Origin of the sequence: Janthinobacterium sp. OK676 (assembly GCF_900103595.1) — a bacterium.
Classification (GTDB): domain Bacteria; phylum Pseudomonadota; class Gammaproteobacteria; order Burkholderiales; family Burkholderiaceae_D; genus Janthinobacterium.
This window is the reverse complement of sequence record NZ_FNHA01000017.1, coordinates 65041-84286: the sequence shown is the minus strand read 5'-3', so window position 1 is coordinate 84286 and position 19246 is coordinate 65041. Positions and strand designations below refer to the sequence as shown.

Sequence of the window (19246 nt, the reverse complement as noted above, 5' to 3'; positions counted from 1 at the left end):
CAGCCATGAGATACGCAATCACTATCCTTGCCGCCGCCAGCCTGCTGGCAGCCTGCCAAAGTACGCCACCACCTGCGGCATATACGCCCACGTCCACGCTCCCTCGCACGCCGGCCGCGATACAGCTGGCGGCCAGCATCGATGCCTACAAGTCGCTGGTGGCACAGCAGATCATGGCGGCCAATGGGGAATACACGTTCAGTGGGCGCCTGCCGCCCATGCTGCCGGCCATCGTCGTGCTCGACCTGAGCGTGGGCCCGGACGGCGAGCTGAAAAACGTGCACGTGCACCGTTCGCGCGACAGCGAAGCATCGGCTGCGGCGCTGGCCGCCGTGCGGCGCGTGCACACCGCGTTTCCGCCGGCCGGGCACCTGATGCGCCGCCACGCCCGGACCTTCGATTTCTCCGAAACCTTCCTGTTCAACGACCAGTACCGCTTCCAGCTGCGGACATTGTCCGGTCCCCAGTAACCGCGCAAGCATCGAGTTCGATGCGGTCGCGTCCCCGCTCCTTGGCCAGGTACAGGGCGGCATCGGCGCGCGACAGCAACTGTTCCAGCCCCTCCACCACCGATGCCTGGCAAGCGACGCCGATGCTGACCGTACACGGTGGCAGCCGACTGGGCTCGTGCAGCAAGGCGCGGATGCGTTCGGCCACGCCCAGCGCGTTATGCGCCGGCATGTCTGGCATCAGCACGACGAACTCCTCGCCGCCGAAACGCGCCACGCAATCCGATTCGCGCAAGGCGCCCTTGATAACGGTGGCCACGTGCGCCAGCACCTGGTCGCCCACCGCGTGACCGTAGCGGTCATTGATCAATTTGAAGTAATCGAGGTCGATGCTGAGCAGCGTCAGCGGCAAACGGCGGCGCCGCAGATTGCCCGTCTCGCGCGCATAGGCGTCGCCAAAGCCGCGCCGGTTCAGTACTTGCGTGAGCGGATCGTGGGTCGAGCGGCGCTCCAGTATCTGCTGCAGGCGGCGCGTGGCCACCGTCATGAAACCCACCGTCAGCAGCAGCGCCATGAAATTGGCGACCGCCAGATAGATGCCGGCCGGCGTGCCAGCCACCATCAGGTTCACGCTGGCGCCGCCATGCACCAGGGCGGACACGCCGCGCGCCAGCACCACGACGGCTTGCAGCAACATCAGCGCGCCAAAGAAAAAGCTCGAGAAATGGCGCTCGCCATGGCGCCACACCAGTTGCACCTGACGCGCATAAAACAGGAAGACCAGCAGGGAAAAGAGCGCCACGCGCACCGAGAAATCGGGGCGCACCAGCAGCCACCAGCTGTTGCCGGCGACGGCCAGGGCAAGTATCAGCAGATAAGCGCGGCGGCTGGGCGCCAGGCCAAAAAATGTCTCCGTGCCCAGCATCGACAGGCCGATGCCGGCCACCAGCGCCGCATTGGCCGCGATCATGGACCATGCCGGCGGCAGCACTTCGCGCGTACCGAACAGCAGGGACGCGCACACCAGCAACAACAAGCCGGCCGCCCAATGCCCCAGTCCCTGCACTTCGCGCCGGAAGCTGCGATACACGGAGAACATGACGATGCTCATGGCTCCGCACATCAGGGTCGTCATCAGCATAATCGTTCGGGGATCGAGGGTTTCCACGTTGGGTGCGATCTAAAAGAATCAATTCGGCAATTTTAGTTTAGTTAAAGAAAAATTAGTTCATTTGCAGTAAATATGATGGCAAGCCGGCAGTGCCGGCGGATCAGTTGCCATTGAAATGGCAGCCTGAAATAGAAAACCGGCCAGAAGGCCGGTTTTCTGTCTTACCGCATGACGAACAGCTTATACAGCGCTAGGCCGCTTCGGCCCCGTGGCTTTCTTTGGCGCCGGCAGCAGGCTCAAGCTGACACCCGGCACGCGGTCGCCCTGCAGCACGGCCGCAAACGTCATCAGCTCATCGCGGCGGAAGGCGTGGACCGCCACCTTGGCGCCGACGGCGTAACGGCCCAGCAAGGTATCCAGGTTGGTGCCCGTCACGCGCAAGCCATCGATGGCCACCAGCACGTCGCCCGCCGACAGGCCGGCTGCGTGGGCGGCGCCGCCCTGATGCACCTGCGCCAGTTTGGCGTCGTTGCCGTCGCGGCCGAGGTTGACGTCCAGGCTGGCTTTTTCCGCCTTGCGCGCGTCGCTGTATTTCACGCCGAACGGCGCCAGCAGGCGCGCCAGCGGCACGTCGTCCGTGCCGCGAATGTAGCGTTCGAAGAACGGCTTCATGCGCGTGCCGGAGACTTCATCGAACAGGGCTTCGACTTCGGCCGGCGTCACGCCGCGCGCTTTGCCCTTGTAGAAATCGCGGCCATAGCGCTGCCACAGCGCCTGCATCACGTCGTCCAACGATTTCTCGCCATTCGTCTTCGTGCGGATCGTCAGGTCGAAGGCCAGCGCGATCAGCGAACCCTTGGTGTAGTAGCTGACGATGGCATTCGGCGCGTTTTCATCCTGACGGTAGTACTTGCCCCAGGCGTCGAAGCTGGAATCGGCCACGCTTTGCTTGGTGCGGCCGCTACCGCGCAAGACGCTGTTGACGGTTTTCCCCAGCAGCTTGAAATAGGCCGCCTCGTCGATCAGGCCCGCGCGCACCAGCATCAGGTCGTCGTAATAGCTGGTGAAGCCTTCGAACATCCACAACAGCGGCGAGTAGCTTTCCGCCTGCAGGTTGTACGGCGCAAACGCGGCCGGCTTGATGCGCTTGACGTTCCAGGTGTGGAAGTACTCGTGGCTGCACAGGCCGAGGAATTTCAGGTAGCCGTCACCGATCTCGTTGCTGGTGGACGCCGTCGTCGGCAAGTCGGCGCGCGCGCAGATCAGCGCCGTCGAGGCGCGGTGTTCGAGGCCGCCGTAACCGTCGCCGACGGCCATGGTCATGAACACATAGCGCTCCATCGGCGCTTTCTTTGTCTTCGGCTCGAAGAAGGCGATCTGCGTTTCGCAGATGGCTTTCAGGTCGCGGCACAGACGGTCCAGGTCCAGGTTCGGCACCTTGCCCGTGACGACGATATCGTGCGGCACGCCATGCGCGGTAAAGGTGGCCAGCGCGAAGTCGCCCATCTCCACCGGGTGGTCGATCAGCTCATCGTAGTTGGCCGCCTGGTAGCTGCCGAAGCCGTAGCGCTTCGCCTTGAGTTCCGGCAGGGTGGTGGCCACTTTCCAGGCCTTGCAGGCCGCATCCTTGGGCTGCACGATGTGCACTTCATGGGCGTCGGATTCCTGGCCCAGCACGCGCAGAAATACGCTGGTGCCGTTGAAGAAGCCATGATTCTGGTCCAGGTGGGCGGCGCGCACGGACAGATCCCATGCATACACGTCGTATTCGACCGTCAACGGACCCTTGCACGGGGCGGCTTGCCACGAGTGCTTGTCCAGTTTGGTCAGCGCCACGGCCTTGCCCTCGGATTCGGCGCGGATGCTGACGATGTTGCGCGAAAATTCGCGGATCATGTAGCTGCCCGGGATCCAGGCCGGCAGGGAAAATACCTGACCGATGGCCGCCGGCGACTTGACCGTCAACGTCACCTTGAACATGTGGCCTGCCAGGTCCGCTGCGGCGATGCTGTAGATGATGCCGGCGGCCGGTGCGGCTTTCGCCCTGGTTTTCGCTGCGGCTTTGCTTATGGCATTGCCGGAGGCTTTTGCGGTGATTTTTTTAATCGGTGCTTTCTTCATGTTTTCCTCGTGTCTGGCATGGATGTTCTACAATCGCCCGGGCGCGCCATGCACCGGCGACAAATCGTCAGGTGTATCAATATCGCGCAAGATGCCGCCGTCGTCCACTGTCACTTCGCATACGGCATGGCTGTTGACGATGCTGCGCGCGCCCTGGTCGCCATCGAGCGCCAGCAGCAGCGGCAAGTGGAAGGCGCTGAACGCGACAGGATTGCCGCGCCGTCCCTGGAACACGGGCACGGCGATGCGCGCCCCATCGTCGATGGCTTGCGACAAGGCGGCGATTGTAGCCGCTTCCACGAAAGGCATGTCGCCCAGGGCGATCAGCCAGCCCGGCGCGCCGCGCACATAATCGATGGCGCAGGTGAGCGAGGCGGCCATGCCTGTGTCGGCGTCATGGCAGACGCGCACTTCGCAGCCCAGCGCGCCGAGCACGCGCGCCACCTGCGTGTCGTCTGCGTGCACCACGGCCAGCACGCGCGGCAAGGCCGCCAGCATGGCTTTTGCCGCCGCCGCCACCACCGGCAAACCCGCATGCGGGCCCTCGGCCAGTGGCTGCAATAATTTGTTCTGTACGCCGGAAGGGTCGAACCTGCGCCCCCTTCCGGCTGCCAGCAAGATGCCGACCGTACTCAAGACACCACTACCGTCATGCGGCCGCCAGGTCGAACGGCAGCTTGCGCAGGCGCTTGCCCGTCAGGGCGAACAGCGCATTGGCAAACGCAGGCGCCAATGGCGGCACGCCCGGTTCGCCCATGCCCGTCGGCGCATCGCCCGACGGCACCAGGTGCACTTCGATCACAGGCATGTCGGGCATGCGCGGCACGGGGTAGTCGCCGAAGTTCTGCTGCTCCACCACGCCCTCCTTGAGGGTGATGGCCGCGCCAGGGATGGTCATGCCCAGCGCCATCAGCGCGGCGCCCTGCACTTGCGCCTCGATCGTCAAGGGGTTGACGGCCAGGTTGCAATGCACGCCCGCCCATACCTGGTGCAGCTTGGGCGCGCCCTCCACCACCGACGCCGTCACCACGTAGGCGACGACGGAATTGAACGACTCGTGCATGGCCACGCCCCAGGCTTGTCCCTTCGGCAGCTTCTTCTTGCCATAGCCGGACTTGGCCACGGCCAGGTCCAGCGCGGCGATGTGGCGCGTGTGCTTGGCGTCGATCAGCTGCTTGCGGTAGGCGACGGGGTCCATCTTCGCCACATGCGCCGCCTCGTCGATCAGGGTTTCCATGACGAAGGCCGTATGCGTCGAGCCGACGGAGCGCCACCACAGCACGGGCACGTTCGCCTTGGCCGTGTGCACGGACAGCTTCATCGGCAGGGTGTACGGCTCGCCCATGCCTTCGACCATGGTGCCGTCGACGCCATTTTTCACCATGAAGGCTTCGAACGGCGTGCCGGCCATGATGGACTGGCCCACGATGGTGTGGTCCCAGGCGAGGATCTTGCCCTTGGCGTCGAGGCCGATCTGCGCGCGGTGCACATGCGATGGCCGGTAGTAGCCGCCCTTGATGTCATCCTCGCGGCTCCACATCAGCTTTAACGGGCCGCTCTTGCCCGCCGCCCGGTAGGCCTTGGCGACGTTGACGGCTTCGACCACATAATCGGAACTAGGCACGGCGCGCCGGCCAAAGCCGCCACCGGCCATCATCGTGTGCAAGGTCACCTGCTCCGGCTTCAGGCCGGAAGTCGCGGCAATCGCCGCCTGGTCGCCCGTCTGGAATTGCGAACCGACCCACATCGTGCATTTGTCCGCTTGCAGGTCGACGACGCAGTTGAGCGGTTCCATCGGCGCGTGCGCCAGATAAGGGAATTCGTACACGGCTTCGATCTTTTTCGGCGCCGACGCCAGCTTGCCCATGTCGGCAGGCCTGGCGACGGTACCTAGCGTTTTCGCCAGCGCCTTGAAGGCGGCCAGCTGCTTGTCGCTGCTGACCTTTTCCACGGCGCTCGTATCCCACTCGATCGCCAGCGCATCGCGTCCCTGCTTGGCGGGCCAGTAGCCGTCGGCGATGACGGCCACGCCGCTGCCGCCACGGTCGGTCTTCACTTCCAGCACCTCGAGCACGCCCTTGATGGCTTTCGCCTTGCTGGCGTCGAATTTCGCCACCTTGGCGCCAAACACGGGCGGACGCGCCACCATGGCCACTTTCGCACCGGGCGGCTTGAAGTCAATGCCAAACTGCTGTTTTCCCGTCGACTTGGCTGCTGCGTCCAGGCGTTTCACGGGTCTGCCGATGATGGAAAATTCGCGCGGGTCTTTCAGCTTCACGGTGGCGGGCACGGGCTGGCGCATGGCCGCATCGGCAAACTCGCCATACGTCGCCTTTTGTCCGCCGGGGCCATACAGCACGCCCTTGGCGGCGCGCACCTGGTCGGGATTGACTTTCCACTGCGCGGCGGCTGCGCCCACCAGCATGGCGCGCGCCTTGGCGCCGATTTCGCGGTACTGCGTAAACGAGTGGGCGATGCTGCCCGAGCCGCCCGTCATCTGCATGCCGTAGGCGGCATCCTTGTACTGCTCGCCGGCGGGCGCCAGCGCGCCGTGCACCAGGCTCCAGTCGGCGTCGAGTTCCTCGGCGATCAGCATGGGTAAGCTCGTTTGCACGCCCTGTCCAAATTCCAGCCGGTTCACCTGCACCGTCACCGTGTTATCGGGAGCGATGTGCAAGAAGGCGTTCGGCGCATACACGGGCTTGGCCGGAGCGGCATCGGCCGCCTGCGCCAGCTTGCCTGCGCCAGGCAGGAAAAAGCCCAGCATCAAGCCGCCGCCAGCCACCGCGCCGGCCTTCATGAAACCGCGCCGCGAGACGCCATCGGCCGCGCCAACCACAGCCACCGGCGCCGATGCCAGCGCCGCACCGAGGGTCACGCCGCCATGCTGCAATGCTTCCTGATTCAACCATTCGATACGCATGCCGTTCTCCTCAGGCCAGGGTCTTGGCCGCGTCCTTGATGGCTGCGCGGATCCGTTGATAGGTGCCGCAGCGGCAGATATTGCCGCTCATGGCGCCGTCGATGTCGGCGTCGCTGGGCGACTTGTTGGTGCGCAGCAGCGCCGTGGCGCTCATCACCTGGCCGCTTTGACAGTAGCCGCATTGCGGCACGTCGTGGCGCACCCATGCCGCCTGCACGGCCTTTCCCACCTGGTCGTTTTCCATCGCTTCGATGGTGGTGATCTTTTGCGCGCCCACCGAGGAAATCGGCGTGATGCACGAGCGGATCGGCTGGCCGTCGAGGTGCACCGTGCAGGCGCCGCACAGGGCCGCGCCACAACCGAACTTGGTGCCCGTCATGTTCAGGTTGTCGCGCAGCGCCCACAGGATGGGCGTGGAAGGATCGGCGTCGACTTGCGTGTCGCGTCCGTTGATATTCAAGGTAATCATCTGCTGCTTCCCCTTTTTTCGATTGTTATGGCGTCTACGAACAACACTTGATGATACGACAGCGGAAAAAAATGCAAAAAAAAGCGCGCCTTGCGAGGGCGCGCCGTCCAGCCTTCCTGGCGACAGCCCGGATTACTTAATGGTCGAGAATTTCTGTTCCAGCGTTTTCGCATCGACCGCGCCAGGAATACGGCTGCCGTCGGCAAAGAAGATGGCTGGCGTGCCCGAAACGCGCAGCTGCTGGCCCAGGGCCAGGATTTTTTCATGCGGGTTGGCGCAATTGGCTGGCGATGCGGCAGGCACTTTGCCGTTCAGCATCCAGTCATCCCAGGCCTTATTGCGGTCCGGCGAGCACCAGATATTGCGCGACTTGGCGATCGAATCGGGCGACAGGATGTTGTACATGAAGGTGTAGACGGTGACGTTGTCGATTTCCTTCAGCGCATTCTGGCGGAAGCGCTTGCAATAGCCGCAGTTCGGATCTTCGAACACGGCAATCACGCGCTTGCCATTGCCCTTGACGGTTTTCATGGCCGAATCGAGCGGCAGGTCGGAGAACTTGATGCGGTTGACTTCGTCCAGGCGCACCTTGGTCAGGTCTTGCGAGGTCTTGGCGTCAAAGACGTGGCCGACGAACAGATATTGCGCGCTCTTGTCCGTGTACAGGATGTCGCCGCCCGTGCGCACTTCGTACAGGCCGCCGTACGGCGTTTCCTTGACCGAATCGACCTTGGCGCCTTCGCCCAGGCGCGGCTCGATCAGCTTTTTGATGCTCGCTTCCGTCGGCGTTTCCGCGCCGGCGCACGACATCATCAGGCCCGAGGCCATCAGCAAGGCGATTTTGCTCATGCTACTGTTCATTGTTATCACTATCACTTCTCCACTTGAAACGCCCGGCGAAACTGGCAGGGAGCCCGGCGCCGTTATCTCTTTAACAAAACGATCGCCGCAGACCAGCTGCGGCGACCTTGAATTTTCACTAATACCATTATCCGGCGATATCTTAAGATACGCTGATATTTACGGATGTCCCAAGGCGTGCGAAATCATTTTTCGCTTCAGGGCAGGTAATTTATCCAGCAAGTTTAATCCCAAATTGCGAACCACGCGCAACGGTTCCAGATCAGCGCCGAATAACCGCGCCAGGCCATCGGTGGCCAGCTGCATCAGCAGCACGTCTTCCTTGCGCGCGCGCGCATAGCGGGCCAGCACGCGTTCGTCGCCGATGCCGCGGTGCGCTTCGCGTTCAGCGATCGTCTTGACCAGCTGCGCCACGTCGGCAAAGCCCAGGTTCATGCCGTGGCCGGCCATCGGGTGCACCACGTGGGCCGCGTCGCCGACCAGGGCCACGCGCGGCGCCACCATGGCGTGCGGGCGCATCAGGGTCAGCGGGAATGCGCGCACCAGCTCCGGCTGCAAAGGCGTAAGCTTGCCCAACTTGTCCTGGCAGTATGCGGCCAGGCGCGCGGCCAGCGCGTCGGCCGGTTCAGCCATCAAGGTATCGGCCAGCGCATCGGGCGCCGACCAGACGAGAGAGACGCGCTCGCCCGGCAGCGGCAGCAGCGCGACGATGCCTTCGCTGCCCGTAAACCACTGGTGGGCCGCGCCATGGTGCGGCTTTTCGCAGGCGAAGTTGCTGACCACGCCGCGCTGGCCGTACGAGCGGTAATCGAGGCCGATGTCGCACTGGCCCCGCACCCACGACTGGGCGCCGTCCGCGCCTACCACCAGCGCGCAGGTAATGGTATCGCCGCCATCGAGGTGCACGATGGCCGAATCGTTCGTCCATTCCAGGCGGCTGGCGCGGCCCTGCAGCACGCTGACGTTCGGCGCGAATTTCAGGGCGGCGTCCAGCGCCTGGCCCAGGTTGCGGTCTTCGATGATCCACGCCAGGGCACCCACATGGGCGCCATACGCGTCGAAACCGAGTCCGCCCGCCTGCGCGCCGTCGCCGTTGACCAGCATGGCGTCGACGGGCGCCACCCTGTCGGCTTCCAGGGCGCCCCACACCTTCAGCGACGACAGCAAGTCGTGCGCCGTGTGATTGAGCGCATACACGCGCACATCCCAGCTGGCCTCGACCGGCTTGGCGGCGGAAGCGGACGTGGATGCGGGCGGGCTCGCCGGAGATAGCAGGGTGACGCTTTGTCCTGCCTGGGCAAACGCCAGCGCCGTGGTTTTCGCGATGGCGCCGTTGCCGACGATGCAAACGTCGCTGTGGCTGTGCATGAAGCGCCGCATGGTGGGGGAAGTGGGACTGTTCATGCGGTCATTATAGCGTTTGCCCCACCTGTTTCAGATAGTCCGGAAGTACAGGACGCGCGCCTCAGATCAAGCGGCGCCATGAAACACGGGCAACACGTGGTCCGCGATCTCCTGCATCGTCTCGGCCAGCGGGCGCCGGTTCTGCCGCAGCTGCAGGCCGATATGCCGCACGCCGGCTTCGCGCATGGCGTGCAGTTCGGCGATCAGGCCATCGCGCCCCGTGCGCCCGCCGAAGCGGAAGCGCTGCAGCGGCAAGTTCGGATCTTCGCCCAGGTCCAGGTGGATGAAGCTGACATAAGGCTTGTCGTCTCCGGCCACGGCACGCCATTGCGCCGAACGCCGCGCATGGTCTTCCGGCGTGCCCGGATAGGCGAGCCAGCCATCCATCTGCGCGCCTATCCACGCGGGCGACTGCTGCGCCAGTCCCGCCACCAGCAGCGGCAAAGGCGCGGCCGGTGGCGGCAGCAGGCGGATGCCGGGCGGCAGGCGCGTCTCGCCCCAGTCGCGCAGCATGGCGACCTGTTCGCGGAAAGCGGCGCCACGCTGGCCGAAGTCGCGGCCAAACACGGGATACTCGACGGGCCGGTCGCCGCTGGCCACGCCCAGCAGCAAACGCCCGCCGCTCAACTGGTCGACGCTGGCCGCCGCTTTTAACGTCAGCACCGGCTCGCGCAGCGGCAGCACCACGGCCGCCGTGCCCAGCAAAATATTCTCCGTGATGCCGGCCAGGTAGCCCAGGTAAGTAAACACCTCGAAGACCTGGGCCGCGTCGCCGAACGACGGGTCGTACAGGGGCACGTCGCGCAGCCACAGGGCCTTGAAACCGAGGCGGTCGGCCAGCTTTGCCAGTGCCGCGTGCTGTTTCAGGTCCGGTTCGCCCGGCACGCGGCCGGACGCCGCATTCGCCTGGCGTCCCGCGGACGACCAGTCATTATCGAGCGGCAGTTCCAGGCCGATACTGAAACCGCCCTGCCCCAGCTTCGTCATGGCACCCATCTCAATCCCACTGCGGCGCCAGGCCGTCCGGGTTGGCCAGGCGCTCGCCCCGTTCCAGGGTGGCCATCTGCGCCATCTCGTCCGGCGACAGGGTGATGCGCTGGAAATGCAGGTTCGCTTCCAGGTTGGCGCGCCTGGTCGACGACGGGATCACGGCAAAGCCCTGTTGCAGCGACCAGCTCAGGGCCACTTGCGCCGGCGTCACGCCGTGCTTCGCGGCGATGGCCGCGATCACGGGGTCCGCCATCACCTTGCCATACGCGAGCGGCATGTAGGCCGTGATGTGGATGCCCTGGCTGCGCGCGAAATCGATGACCTTGCGGTTTTGCAGGAAGGGGTGGATCTCGACCTGCTGCGTGGCGATTTCCCCGGCGCCCACCGTATCGATGGCTTGCCGCAGTTGCGCATTCGTGAAATTCGATACGCCGATGGCCCTGGTCCATCCCTGCGCCTTGGCCTGCGCCAGCGCTTCCATATACTCGGCGACGGGAATGGCGTCTTGCGGCGACGGCCAGTGAATCAGGGTCAGGTCCAGCTGCTCCAGCCGCAGCTTGTGCAGGCTGTCCTTCAGGCTGGGAATCAGCCTGTCGCGCTGCAGGTTGTCGATCCATATCTTGGTCGTGACGAACAGCGCGTCGCGCGGGACGACACTGGCGGCGATCGCCTGGCCCACTTCCGCTTCATTGCCGTAGATTTGCGCCGTGTCGATATGGCGGTAGCCAACGTCCAGGCCCATGGTGACGGAATCGATGACGACCTGGCCCTGCAGGCGGAAAGTGCCCAGGCCGATTTCAGGGATGGCGGTGTGTCGGGTAGTCGTGTTCATGCGACAGTCCTCTCGAGTCGGTAACGATGACGACACTATGCGCCCATCCTTTGTTGAGAAAAATACCGTTTATATCAAATCATATTTGATTCACGCGCAAGTAAGATGATGCCCATGCAGGAAATCCGGGAAAAGTCGCAGCCGGCTCTTGCATTCCCGTTTTGGTCTGCTATAATTCGCCACCTTGGCCTGGTAGCTCAGTCGGTAGAGCAGAGGATTGAAAATCCTTGTGTCGGTGGTTCGATTCCGCCCCGGGCCACCAAGAATTAGTTGTTACAGAACGCCAACCCTCGCCGGTTGGCGTTTTCGTTTGTGGCCGAGAAGTCCGTATCGGCCTCCCCCGCTCCTGTGGGCGGTCCCGATAACCAGCAGTTTGGCGCGAGGATAGGATGGGTCAGAGTCCCCTGCTATTGCGGCGATTGTTGCGTGCGAAAGATAGAATGGACGGCGCCCCCGATGAGGATTGGCCCGTCCACCGGCTTGCGCAAGTGAGCGCCGTCTCGGTGGCCTACTTCGCGCGCGAATTCAAAAAGGCCTTCGGCCTGCCCCCACACCGCTACTTGCTTACCCGCCGCATCGAACGTGCCACGGCACTGCTGCGCGGCACCGATCTGCCCATTACGCAGATCGCGCTGCAAACCGGCTGGACCAGTCTTGGCACCTTTGGCCGCATCTTCCGCGACATCACGGGCGCAAGCCCGGGCGAGCTGCGAATGCGCGAGCGCTCAACCCCGCACCTGGGCGAGCATATTCCCGAGTGCGTCATGCGCGATGCCGAACGGCCCAATCTGAATATCGCAGTTTTGGAGAAGCGGCGCAGGAAAGCCACTGGCAAACTGTAGCTTCATTTCAAGGAGCTGATATGACTCAAAGTGTGAATGTGGTCGGCCTGTATGTGCGCGACCAGGAAGAAGCGCTTGCGTTCTACGTCGAAAAATTGGGATTTCGCGTCCACACGGACGTCCGAAATGGCGACTATCGCTGGCTGACGGTGCAGCCTGCGGACCAGCCATCTTTCCAACTCGGCTTGTTCCTTCCCGGACCGCCGATACATGACGCGGCAACCGCGCAAGCCCTGCATGAAATCGTCGCGAAGGGAGCCATGCCGCCCCTGGTGCTGCTGGTGGACGACTGCCGCGCCGCATACGAGCGCCTGAGCAAATGCGGCGTCGAATTCACGCAGGAACCCGTGGATCGCTACGGCCAGGTGGATGCCGGCTTTCGCGACCCTTCCGGCAATGGATGGAAAATGATCGGGGCCGCGGCCAAATCGCCTGTGCGGACATCGCCATGAACTGGCGCCATGGGATACGGCAAAGCCACCGCTGGCTATCCATCGTTTTCACCTTGACGGTAATGGCCAACTTCGCGGCAAGGGCTGTGCACCGGGCCGAACCGCCGCCGTGGATAAGCTACGCGCCACTGCCCCCGCTCTTCCTCATGCTGGTTTCCGGCCTGTACCTGTTCGCGCTGCCGCATTTGAGCAAGCGACGCGACAGCACGCAAAAACGGGCCGTTTCCGGCCCGTAGCGACTCACATCCGGCGCACTAGGCGCCGGGTAATCATCCTCTTACCACATCAAATCATCGGGAATCTGGAACGCCGCATACGGATCGTCCTCATCGACTTCCGTGCTGGCCTGTTTCACGCGCACGACGATGGCGGGGTCGCGTTCGGCGATCTTGTCGGCGATGACGCGCGGCACCAGTTCCACGGCGCCGCCCAGGCAGACGATGACCAGGCGGCCCGCCACCAGGTGGGCCTGCACGGCGGCCGTGACGTAGATGCGCTCGATCTTGTTATTAAATGTAAAGTTGTATGGCACGTCGCCGTTGTTGCCCTTGCTCTGGCGGTTCTTTTGCACCATTTGCGCGATCTGCGCCACGATGGCTTTCTGGTTGGCGGCCGCGTCGCGCTGGGCGTTCAGTTCGCGCGCGCGTTCCGCGTTCTTGCGCTGGGTCTCGAGCGCGGCCAGGCGCACCTCGTCGACGCTTTGCGTGCCGCTCTTGCGCTCGTCCTTTTTCTGCTTGCTCTTGTCCTGGTTGGCCAGTTTGACCTTCTTCTTGTCGACCAGGCCGGCCTTTAAAAACTGCTCTTGCAACGAGACCATAACTACTCCGTATTGAGGGTGCGCCGGCCAAGGCAGCGGCATCGGCCGGGGGAAAGACGCTAGCATAGCAAAAAACCGGGGCGCTGCCGCCGCAACATGGCTGCCCGGGCTGGCTGGCAGGCGCCTTGTGCCTGCCAGTAACAAAAAGACACACTCGCGTGGAAATTTTGTTGATAAATGTCATATAGTTAGTTACGTTCTGCATATCGGCATTGCCTGCCGATTGCACGTCCCCTTCCACCGACTGCGTCTAAAGGATTTACCATGAAACAATTAATCGCCCTCTGCATCGCCACCGCGTTTGCCAGCACCGCCTTTGCCGCCGCACCGGAAGCGGCGCCCGTCGCCAAGACGGCCCAACAGTCAAAAATGACGACCTGCAATGCGGATGCGGCCGGCAAGAAAGGCGACGAGCGCAAGACCTTCATGAAAGAATGCCTAAGCGCCAAGCCGGCGCCGGCCATGACGCAGCAAAACAAGATGAAAGCGTGCAATGTCGACGCCAAGGACATGAAGGGCGATGCCCGCAAGGCCTTCATGAAGGAATGCCTGAGCGCGCCGAAGAAATAAGCGCCTCGCCGCTTGCCCCCACAACGCCAGCATCATGCTGGCGTTTTTATTGCGCCGCGTACGCCTGCATCAGGCGGTCAAGGAAGATAAAAAGCTGGCCGTTCATGGCTTGCCAGTCGTGGGCGCGCAGGATCGCTGGCTGCTGCACGTAGCGGTGCGACGCCAGCGTGGCCAGTTCTGCTTCCGACGCGGCGATCAGCAGCTCGACCACTTCCGGCGTGAACTCCATGTGGCACTGGAAGCCGTACACCAGATTGCCGTATTCGACGATCTGGCGCGGGCAGCCTTCGCTATAGGCGATGACTTTCGCATTGCCGGTCAGGCCCGGCATGTCGCTGTGCCAATGCCCCGTTTCCAGGACGTCGCCGACATGCGCGAACTTGCCGTTCGCCTTTCCGTCCGCCGTCAGCATGATGGGAAACTTGCCGATTTCCTTTTCAGGACTGTGCGCATGGGGCGCTCCCAGGGCCGCGCCGATCAGCTGCGCGCCCAGGCAAACGCCGACCACCGCCTTGCCCGCCGCGGCGCATGCGGCAATCAGGGCCTGTTCGGCTGCCGCATCGAAATGCGGACACTCCTCGCGCGTCGTCGACGGCGACTGCGGACCGCCCAGGACGACCAGCAGGTCGATGTCCGCGATGGAAGCGGGCAGCGGCTCGAGGGCATAAACGCGGGAATACGTGGCCTCGTGGCCGCGCTCGCGCACCCAGGTCCCATAGGCGCCCGGCGCCTCGAACGCTTCATGCACGATGAAATGGACTTTCATGATGTTCCCTTCCTATGGCGAGTAACTAAAAAAACTATGGCCGGCCCAGCACTTGGGCCAGCACGCGGGCGAAGGCCTGCGCGCCCGCTTCATCGATGCTCGACACGGTGATCCGCAATCCGTGCGCCGGCGCCTGCACGCCGAAGGCTTCGCCGCCGCGCACCAGCCAGCCATGCCGGGCCAGCGCCAGCACGGCCGCCTGGCTGCTGTCCGGCAGCGGCAGCCACAGGTTCAGGCCATCGGCGGGACCTGCGCAGACCAGGCCTTGCGCCGCCAGCGCCACCGCCACCATGTCGCGGCGGCGCGCATAGTCGGCGCGGGCCAGGACCACCTGCGCGGACACGTCGGGCGACGACAGGCAAGCGCTGACGGCATCCTGCAAGAGATGGCTGACCCAGTTCGTGCCGGGCGCCAGGCGCAGGCGCAGGCGGTGGGCAGTCTGCCCGTCGCTGGCGACGACGGCCAGGCGCAGGTCGGGGCCGAAGATCTTCGACACGGAACGGATCAGCGCCCAGCGCCGGGCCGCAGGGGGTATCACGTCCTGGTAGCCGGCCGTGGACAGCAGCGAGAAATGGTCGTCGACGATGACCAGCACGTGCGGGTAGGCGGCCAGCACCGCGCGCAGCTGGTCCGCGCGCGCCGCGCTCAGGCTGCAGCTGGTGGGATTGTGCGCGCGCGGCGTCACGATGACGGCTTGCGCGCCTTGCGCCAGCGCCCGCTCCAGCGCCCCGGCCTGCATGCCCTCGGCATCGACGGCCACGCCAACGGCGTGCAGCCCGGCGATGCGCAAGGTGTTGATGCTGCTGACGAAGCACGGGTCTTCCACGGCCACCTTGTCGCCTGCGGCCAGGTACGCCCCCAGGAGGCGCTCGACCGCATCGACGGCCCCATTCGTCACGGTGATGTCGTGGCCTTCGGGGCAATCGCCGGCCATCCAGCGCCTCGCCAGCACTTCCAGTTCCGGGTCGACGGTGGCCTCGCCATACAGGCGCGGACGATATGGCTTGCGCGCCAGGGCCGCGCCGACGTCGGGCAGCCAGGCCAGGTTCGGATTGCCGCCGCCCACGTCGGCCAAGGGCGAACCGGGAAGCAAGCCTTCCTGCTCGCCGGGATCGCGCTGCGCGCGGATGGCCGTGCCCAGACGCCCTTGCGTGACCGCGATGCCGGCCGTCACCAGGCGCTGGTACGCGAGCGACACGGTATTGCGGTTGACGCCCAAGGTCGCGGCCAGCTCGCGCACGGTCGGCAACTCCTGACCCGGCAGCAATTCGCCCGCCTGCGTCAGCGCGCGGATGCAGTCGAACAGTTCAGCGGCGGTTTTTCCGGCAATCTTCACGATAGTCTCAGACATGATATATTTTGGCATAGGACAATAGTACACCACTCCCGCACCTCCTGCCGCTAAGACTGACACAAGGCCGACACATGAACAAAGACACTCCCCTGCTCACTCCCACCATGCACGAGCGGCATGGGCGCTGGCCGCAAGCCGTGTCGGTGGACGACTTCCGCCGCAATCTGGCGGCAGTGCATGCGCGCATGGCGGCCGCCTGCCAGCGGGTCGGGCGCGATCCGTCCGGCGTGCGTCTGCTGCCCGTCAGCAAGACCAAGCCCGAGGCGAGCCTGCGCCTGGCCTACGCCGCCGGTTGCCGCATGCTGGGAGAAAACAAGCCGCAGGAGGCGGACCGAAAATGGGAAGCGATGGCGGACCTGGCCGACCTGCAATGGTCGGTGATCGGCCATTTGCAGACCAACAAGGCCAAGCTGGTGGCGCGCTTTGCCAGCGAATTCCAGGCGCTCGACAGCCTGCGCGTGGCCGAGGCGCTGGAACGGCGCCTGCAAGCGGAAGGGCGCGGGCTCGACGTGTTCGTGCAAGTAAACACCTCGGGAGAAGCCAGCAAGTACGGCTTGCCGCCGGACGAGGTCGCCGTCTTCCTTCGCCAGCTGTCCGCCTTCCCGTCGCTGCGCGTGCGCGGACTCATGACATTGGCGCTGTTGTCGGCGGAAGCCGTGCGCGTGCGCCGCTGCTTCGTGCTGCTGCGCGAATTGCGCGACCGGCTGCGCCAGGATGCCCCCGTTGGCGTCAGCCTCGACGAGCTATCGATGGGCATGTCCGGCGATTATGAAATCGCCATCGAAGAAGGCGCCACCGTCGTGCGCGTCGGCCAGGCCATCTTCGGCGCGCGGGACACGCCCGATAGCCACTACTGGCCGACAGCGGAAGGTGGTCGCGCCGTCAATCATGCCGAATGATCAAGATGACATGCTGAAAGATACCGCGTAATATTTTTACCATACTGCTCAGCTCGGCAGCACAGCTCCCTGGGGAAAGGATGGCAGCGTGGCCGCGTCGAACGATCTCGCGCACTGGCGCGGACAGATTTTTACGCGCCTGCTGCAGGCGGTGCTGCTGCTGGGCGTGGCGACGGCCATCCCCAGCGCCCTGCTGGCCGCGCGCGAAGCTATCTGGTCCATAGTCGCCCTCGACTTGCTGGCCATCGGCTGGATCGGCGCCATCTGGCATTGGCGCGCCATGCCCTACCACTGGCGCGTATGGCAATTTCTCATCGTCGCCTATCTCGTGGGCGTGGGCCTGCTGATGAAAATCGGCCCCGTCAGCCAGATCTACATGATGCTCATGCCCGTGCTGGCGGCCCTGCTGCTGGGCATGCGGCCAGCCTTGTCGACCCTGGCCCTGACGTCGCTGACCATCTTCCTGCTCGGCCTGCATCCCGACGTGGCTCTGCACGTGCAGGGCGTGCCCGATTCGCCCGTGCTGCGCGCGCTGATCGTGGCCCTGAACTTCCTGTTCATCGCCGCCGTGCTGACCCTGTCCTGCGCCTTCCTGCTGCGCCACCTGGAACGCAGCAGCCAGGCCCTGTCGCAGCTGAATGCCGACCTGCGCTTGACGGCCACGGCGCTGGCCCGCCTGAACGACATGGTGATGATCGCCGAAGTGGCCGATGCCACCGCCGACGCAACGCCGGCCACGCGCATCATCTTCGTCAACGACGCGTTCGAGCGCAGCAGCGGCTATGCGCGCGCCGAGGTAATGGGCCGCAGCCTGCTGTTCCAGCAGGGCCCCGCCACCGATACGGGCGAGCTGGCGCGCATCGCCGCCGCCATGGCCCGCGCCCAGCCGGCACGCGCGGAGCTGCTGAACTACGACAAGGCCGGCAAGGCGTACTGGGTCGAGGCGGAACTGGTGCCGTTCACGGATGCGGACGGCAGGCAGACGCACTGGGTGGCCGTCGAGCGCGAAATCGACGAGCGCAAGAAATCGGAAGCGGACATCCACCGCCTGGCCTTCTACGACGTGCTGACGGGCCTGCCCAACCGGCGCCTGCTGATGGACCGCATCGGCCACCTGCTGGCCGCCGCGCCGCGCGACCAGTCCATCAGCGCGCTGATGTTCATCGACCTCGATCACTTCAAGCACATCAACGACGCGCGCGGCCACGCCACGGGCGACGCGCTGCTGCGCCTGGCGGGAGAGCGGCTGGCGCAGCTGATGCGCAAGGCCGACACGGTGGCGCGCATCGGCGGCGATGAATTCGTCGTGCTGCTGGCGCACCTGGCCAATGACCTGGACAGCGCCGCCCGCGCGGCGGCCCAGGTGGCCGAGAAAATCCGCGCCGCCATCGCGCGCGACTTCGAGATCGGCGCGCAGTCCTATCATTGCAGCGCCAGCATCGGCGTGACCCTGCTGCCGAAAATGGAGCAGCAGGCACACGACCTGCTGCGCGAAGCGGACATCGCCATGTACCGCGCCAAGGCGGAAGGGCGCAACGGCATCGCCTTCTTCGAAGCGGCCATGCAGGCGGGCGTAGAGCGCCGCCTGACCCTGGAACGGGCGCTGGCGCGCGCCCTCGATGACGGTGCCTTATGCATGCACGTGCAGCCGCAGCTCGACCGCCATGGCCGGGTGACGGGCGCCGAACTGCTGATGCGCTGGCCGCAGGCGGACGGCAGCCATATCGCGCCCGGCGTGTTCATTCCGATTGCCGAGGAATCGGGGCTGATCGTCAGGCTCGGGCACTGGGCGCTGCGCGAAGCGTGCCGCGCCGCCAGGGTGCTGGCGCAGGCGGGACAGCCCGTCGCACTGTCGGTGAACGTCAGCCCGGCCCAGTTTCGCCAGCCCGATTTCGCTTCCCGCGTACAGGCGGCGCTGGCCGAACACGGCACGCCGGCCGGCGCCCTGATCCTGGAATTGACGGAAGGTTTGCTGATCGACCAGCGCGACGCCTCGCTGGCGCGCATGCGCGCACTGGCGGAGCTGGGCATCCGCTTTTCCATCGACGATTTCGGCACCGGTTATTCCAGCCTCGCCTACCTGACCTCGATGCCGCTGTACGAACTCAAAATCGACAAGCGCTTCATCGACGACACGCCGCACGATGCGCGCGGCACGGCCATCGTGCAAGCGATCCTGGCCATGGCGCGCCACCTGGGCTTGCGCGTCGTGGCCGAAGGCGTGGAAACGCAGGAGCAGGCCGACTTTTTGATCGCCCACGATTGCGACGGTTTGCAAGGCTACCTGTACGCACGGCCCATGCCCTTGCCCGACTTCCTGACCTGGCTGGCCGGGCGTCAAGCTTAGCTTTCCGACATTTCCTGCACGCAACTCCTCCGCTAGAAT

Annotated in this window: 19 protein-coding genes and 1 tRNA gene; 8 read left to right on the top strand and 12 right to left on the bottom strand. The window is 64.7% G+C overall.

Going from position 1 to position 19246, the window contains the following annotated elements; translation table 11 throughout:
* Positions 1–5 precede the first annotated feature (5 nt).
* Positions 6–470, top strand: coding sequence for a hypothetical protein (locus BLU39_RS26510; protein ID WP_092719010.1), 465 nt, complete (start codon positions 6–8; stop codon positions 468–470).
* Here the strand turns inward: BLU39_RS26510 and BLU39_RS26505 are convergent.
* From BLU39_RS26505 to dkgB, 9 genes are all read right to left on the bottom strand, one after another.
* Entirely contained in the window at positions 421–1584 is a 1164-nt protein-coding gene (locus BLU39_RS26505; protein ID WP_232731291.1) for a GGDEF domain-containing protein, read from the bottom strand. The genes BLU39_RS26510 and BLU39_RS26505 overlap by 50 nt on opposite strands.
* Before the next feature lie 216 nt (positions 1585–1800).
* On the bottom strand, positions 1801–3681 hold the full coding sequence (locus BLU39_RS26500) for a M61 family metallopeptidase (RefSeq protein WP_302848403.1): 1881 nt from the start codon (positions 3679–3681) through the stop codon (positions 1801–1803).
* 27 nt (positions 3682–3708) lie between these two features.
* Positions 3709–4317 (bottom strand): nucleotidyltransferase family protein, encoded by a 609-nt coding sequence (locus BLU39_RS26495; RefSeq protein WP_092719005.1) that lies wholly within the window; start codon positions 4315–4317, stop codon positions 3709–3711.
* Between the two features lie 13 nt (positions 4318–4330).
* On the bottom strand, positions 4331–6604 hold the full coding sequence (locus BLU39_RS26490) for a xanthine dehydrogenase family protein molybdopterin-binding subunit (protein WP_092719002.1): 2274 nt from the start codon (positions 6602–6604) through the stop codon (positions 4331–4333).
* Between the two features lie 10 nt (positions 6605–6614).
* Positions 6615–7073, bottom strand: coding sequence for a (2Fe-2S)-binding protein (locus tag BLU39_RS26485; protein WP_070292451.1), 459 nt, complete (start codon positions 7071–7073; stop codon positions 6615–6617).
* A 132-nt stretch (positions 7074–7205) separates the two neighbouring features.
* The gene (locus BLU39_RS26480) at positions 7206–7922 is read right to left on the bottom strand and encodes a DsbC family protein (protein ID WP_230492381.1); all 717 of its coding nucleotides are present in this window, start codon (positions 7920–7922) and stop codon (positions 7206–7208) included.
* A 171-nt stretch (positions 7923–8093) separates the two neighbouring features.
* Positions 8094–9338, bottom strand: a complete 1245-nt coding sequence (locus BLU39_RS26475; protein WP_175539426.1) for an FAD-dependent monooxygenase — start codon at positions 9336–9338, stop codon at positions 8094–8096.
* Positions 9339–9404: 66 nt separating this feature from the next.
* Positions 9405–10334 carry a TIGR03571 family LLM class oxidoreductase gene (locus tag BLU39_RS26470; protein WP_092718994.1) on the bottom strand — a complete coding sequence of 310 codons (930 nt, stop codon included), beginning with the start codon at positions 10332–10334 and terminating at the stop codon, positions 9405–9407.
* A gap of 1 nt (position 10335) precedes the next feature.
* Positions 10336–11160 carry a 2,5-didehydrogluconate reductase DkgB gene (dkgB, locus tag BLU39_RS26465; protein WP_092718992.1) on the bottom strand — a complete coding sequence of 275 codons (825 nt, stop codon included), beginning with the start codon at positions 11158–11160 and terminating at the stop codon, positions 10336–10338.
* A gap of 186 nt (positions 11161–11346) precedes the next feature.
* On the opposite strand from dkgB, the gene BLU39_RS26460 reads away from it, so the two are divergent.
* The 4 genes from BLU39_RS26460 (at position 11347) to BLU39_RS26445 (ending at position 12690) form a co-directional block, all read left to right on the top strand.
* Positions 11347–11422, top strand: a tRNA-Phe gene (locus BLU39_RS26460).
* Positions 11423–11549: 127 nt separating this feature from the next.
* Positions 11550–12002 (top strand): helix-turn-helix transcriptional regulator, encoded by a 453-nt coding sequence (locus BLU39_RS26455; RefSeq protein ID WP_092718989.1) that lies wholly within the window; start codon positions 11550–11552, stop codon positions 12000–12002.
* A gap of 20 nt (positions 12003–12022) precedes the next feature.
* Positions 12023–12454: a VOC family protein gene (locus tag BLU39_RS26450; RefSeq protein WP_092718987.1), complete on the top strand. Its 432-nt coding sequence runs from the start codon at positions 12023–12025 to the stop codon at positions 12452–12454.
* Entirely contained in the window at positions 12451–12690 is a 240-nt protein-coding gene (locus BLU39_RS26445; protein WP_092718984.1) for a hypothetical protein, read from the top strand. The genes BLU39_RS26450 and BLU39_RS26445 overlap by 4 nt, the downstream gene beginning before the upstream one ends.
* 41 nt (positions 12691–12731) lie before the next feature.
* On the opposite strand, the gene BLU39_RS26440 is transcribed toward BLU39_RS26445, so the two are convergent.
* Positions 12732–13271, bottom strand: coding sequence for a DUF2058 domain-containing protein (locus tag BLU39_RS26440; protein ID WP_092718983.1), 540 nt, complete (start codon positions 13269–13271; stop codon positions 12732–12734).
* 264 nt (positions 13272–13535) lie between these two features.
* Between BLU39_RS26440 and BLU39_RS26435 the strand changes: the two genes are divergently transcribed.
* On the top strand, positions 13536–13841 hold the full coding sequence (locus BLU39_RS26435) for a PsiF family protein (protein ID WP_092718980.1): 306 nt from the start codon (positions 13536–13538) through the stop codon (positions 13839–13841).
* 46 nt (positions 13842–13887) lie between these two features.
* Here the strand turns inward: BLU39_RS26435 and BLU39_RS26430 are convergent, their stop codons facing one another.
* Complete coding sequence (locus BLU39_RS26430; protein WP_092718978.1) at positions 13888–14607, bottom strand: glutamine amidotransferase-related protein; 720 nt, start codon at positions 14605–14607, stop codon at positions 13888–13890.
* Positions 14608–14641: 34 nt separating this feature from the next.
* Positions 14642–15943, bottom strand: a complete 1302-nt coding sequence (gene ptsJ, locus BLU39_RS26425) for a MocR-like B6 salvage transcription factor PtsJ (protein WP_092719041.1) — start codon at positions 15941–15943, stop codon at positions 14642–14644.
* An 89-nt stretch (positions 15944–16032) separates the two neighbouring features.
* On the opposite strand from ptsJ, the gene BLU39_RS26420 reads away from it, so the two are divergent.
* Together BLU39_RS26420 and BLU39_RS29230 are read left to right on the top strand one after the other, a co-directional pair.
* Positions 16033–16860, top strand: a complete 828-nt coding sequence (locus BLU39_RS26420; RefSeq protein ID WP_092718976.1) for a YggS family pyridoxal phosphate-dependent enzyme — start codon at positions 16033–16035, stop codon at positions 16858–16860.
* An 88-nt stretch (positions 16861–16948) separates the two neighbouring features.
* Positions 16949–19207: a putative bifunctional diguanylate cyclase/phosphodiesterase gene (locus tag BLU39_RS29230; RefSeq protein WP_092718973.1), complete on the top strand. Its 2259-nt coding sequence runs from the start codon at positions 16949–16951 to the stop codon at positions 19205–19207.
* The last annotated feature ends 39 nt before the right edge of the window (positions 19208–19246 follow it).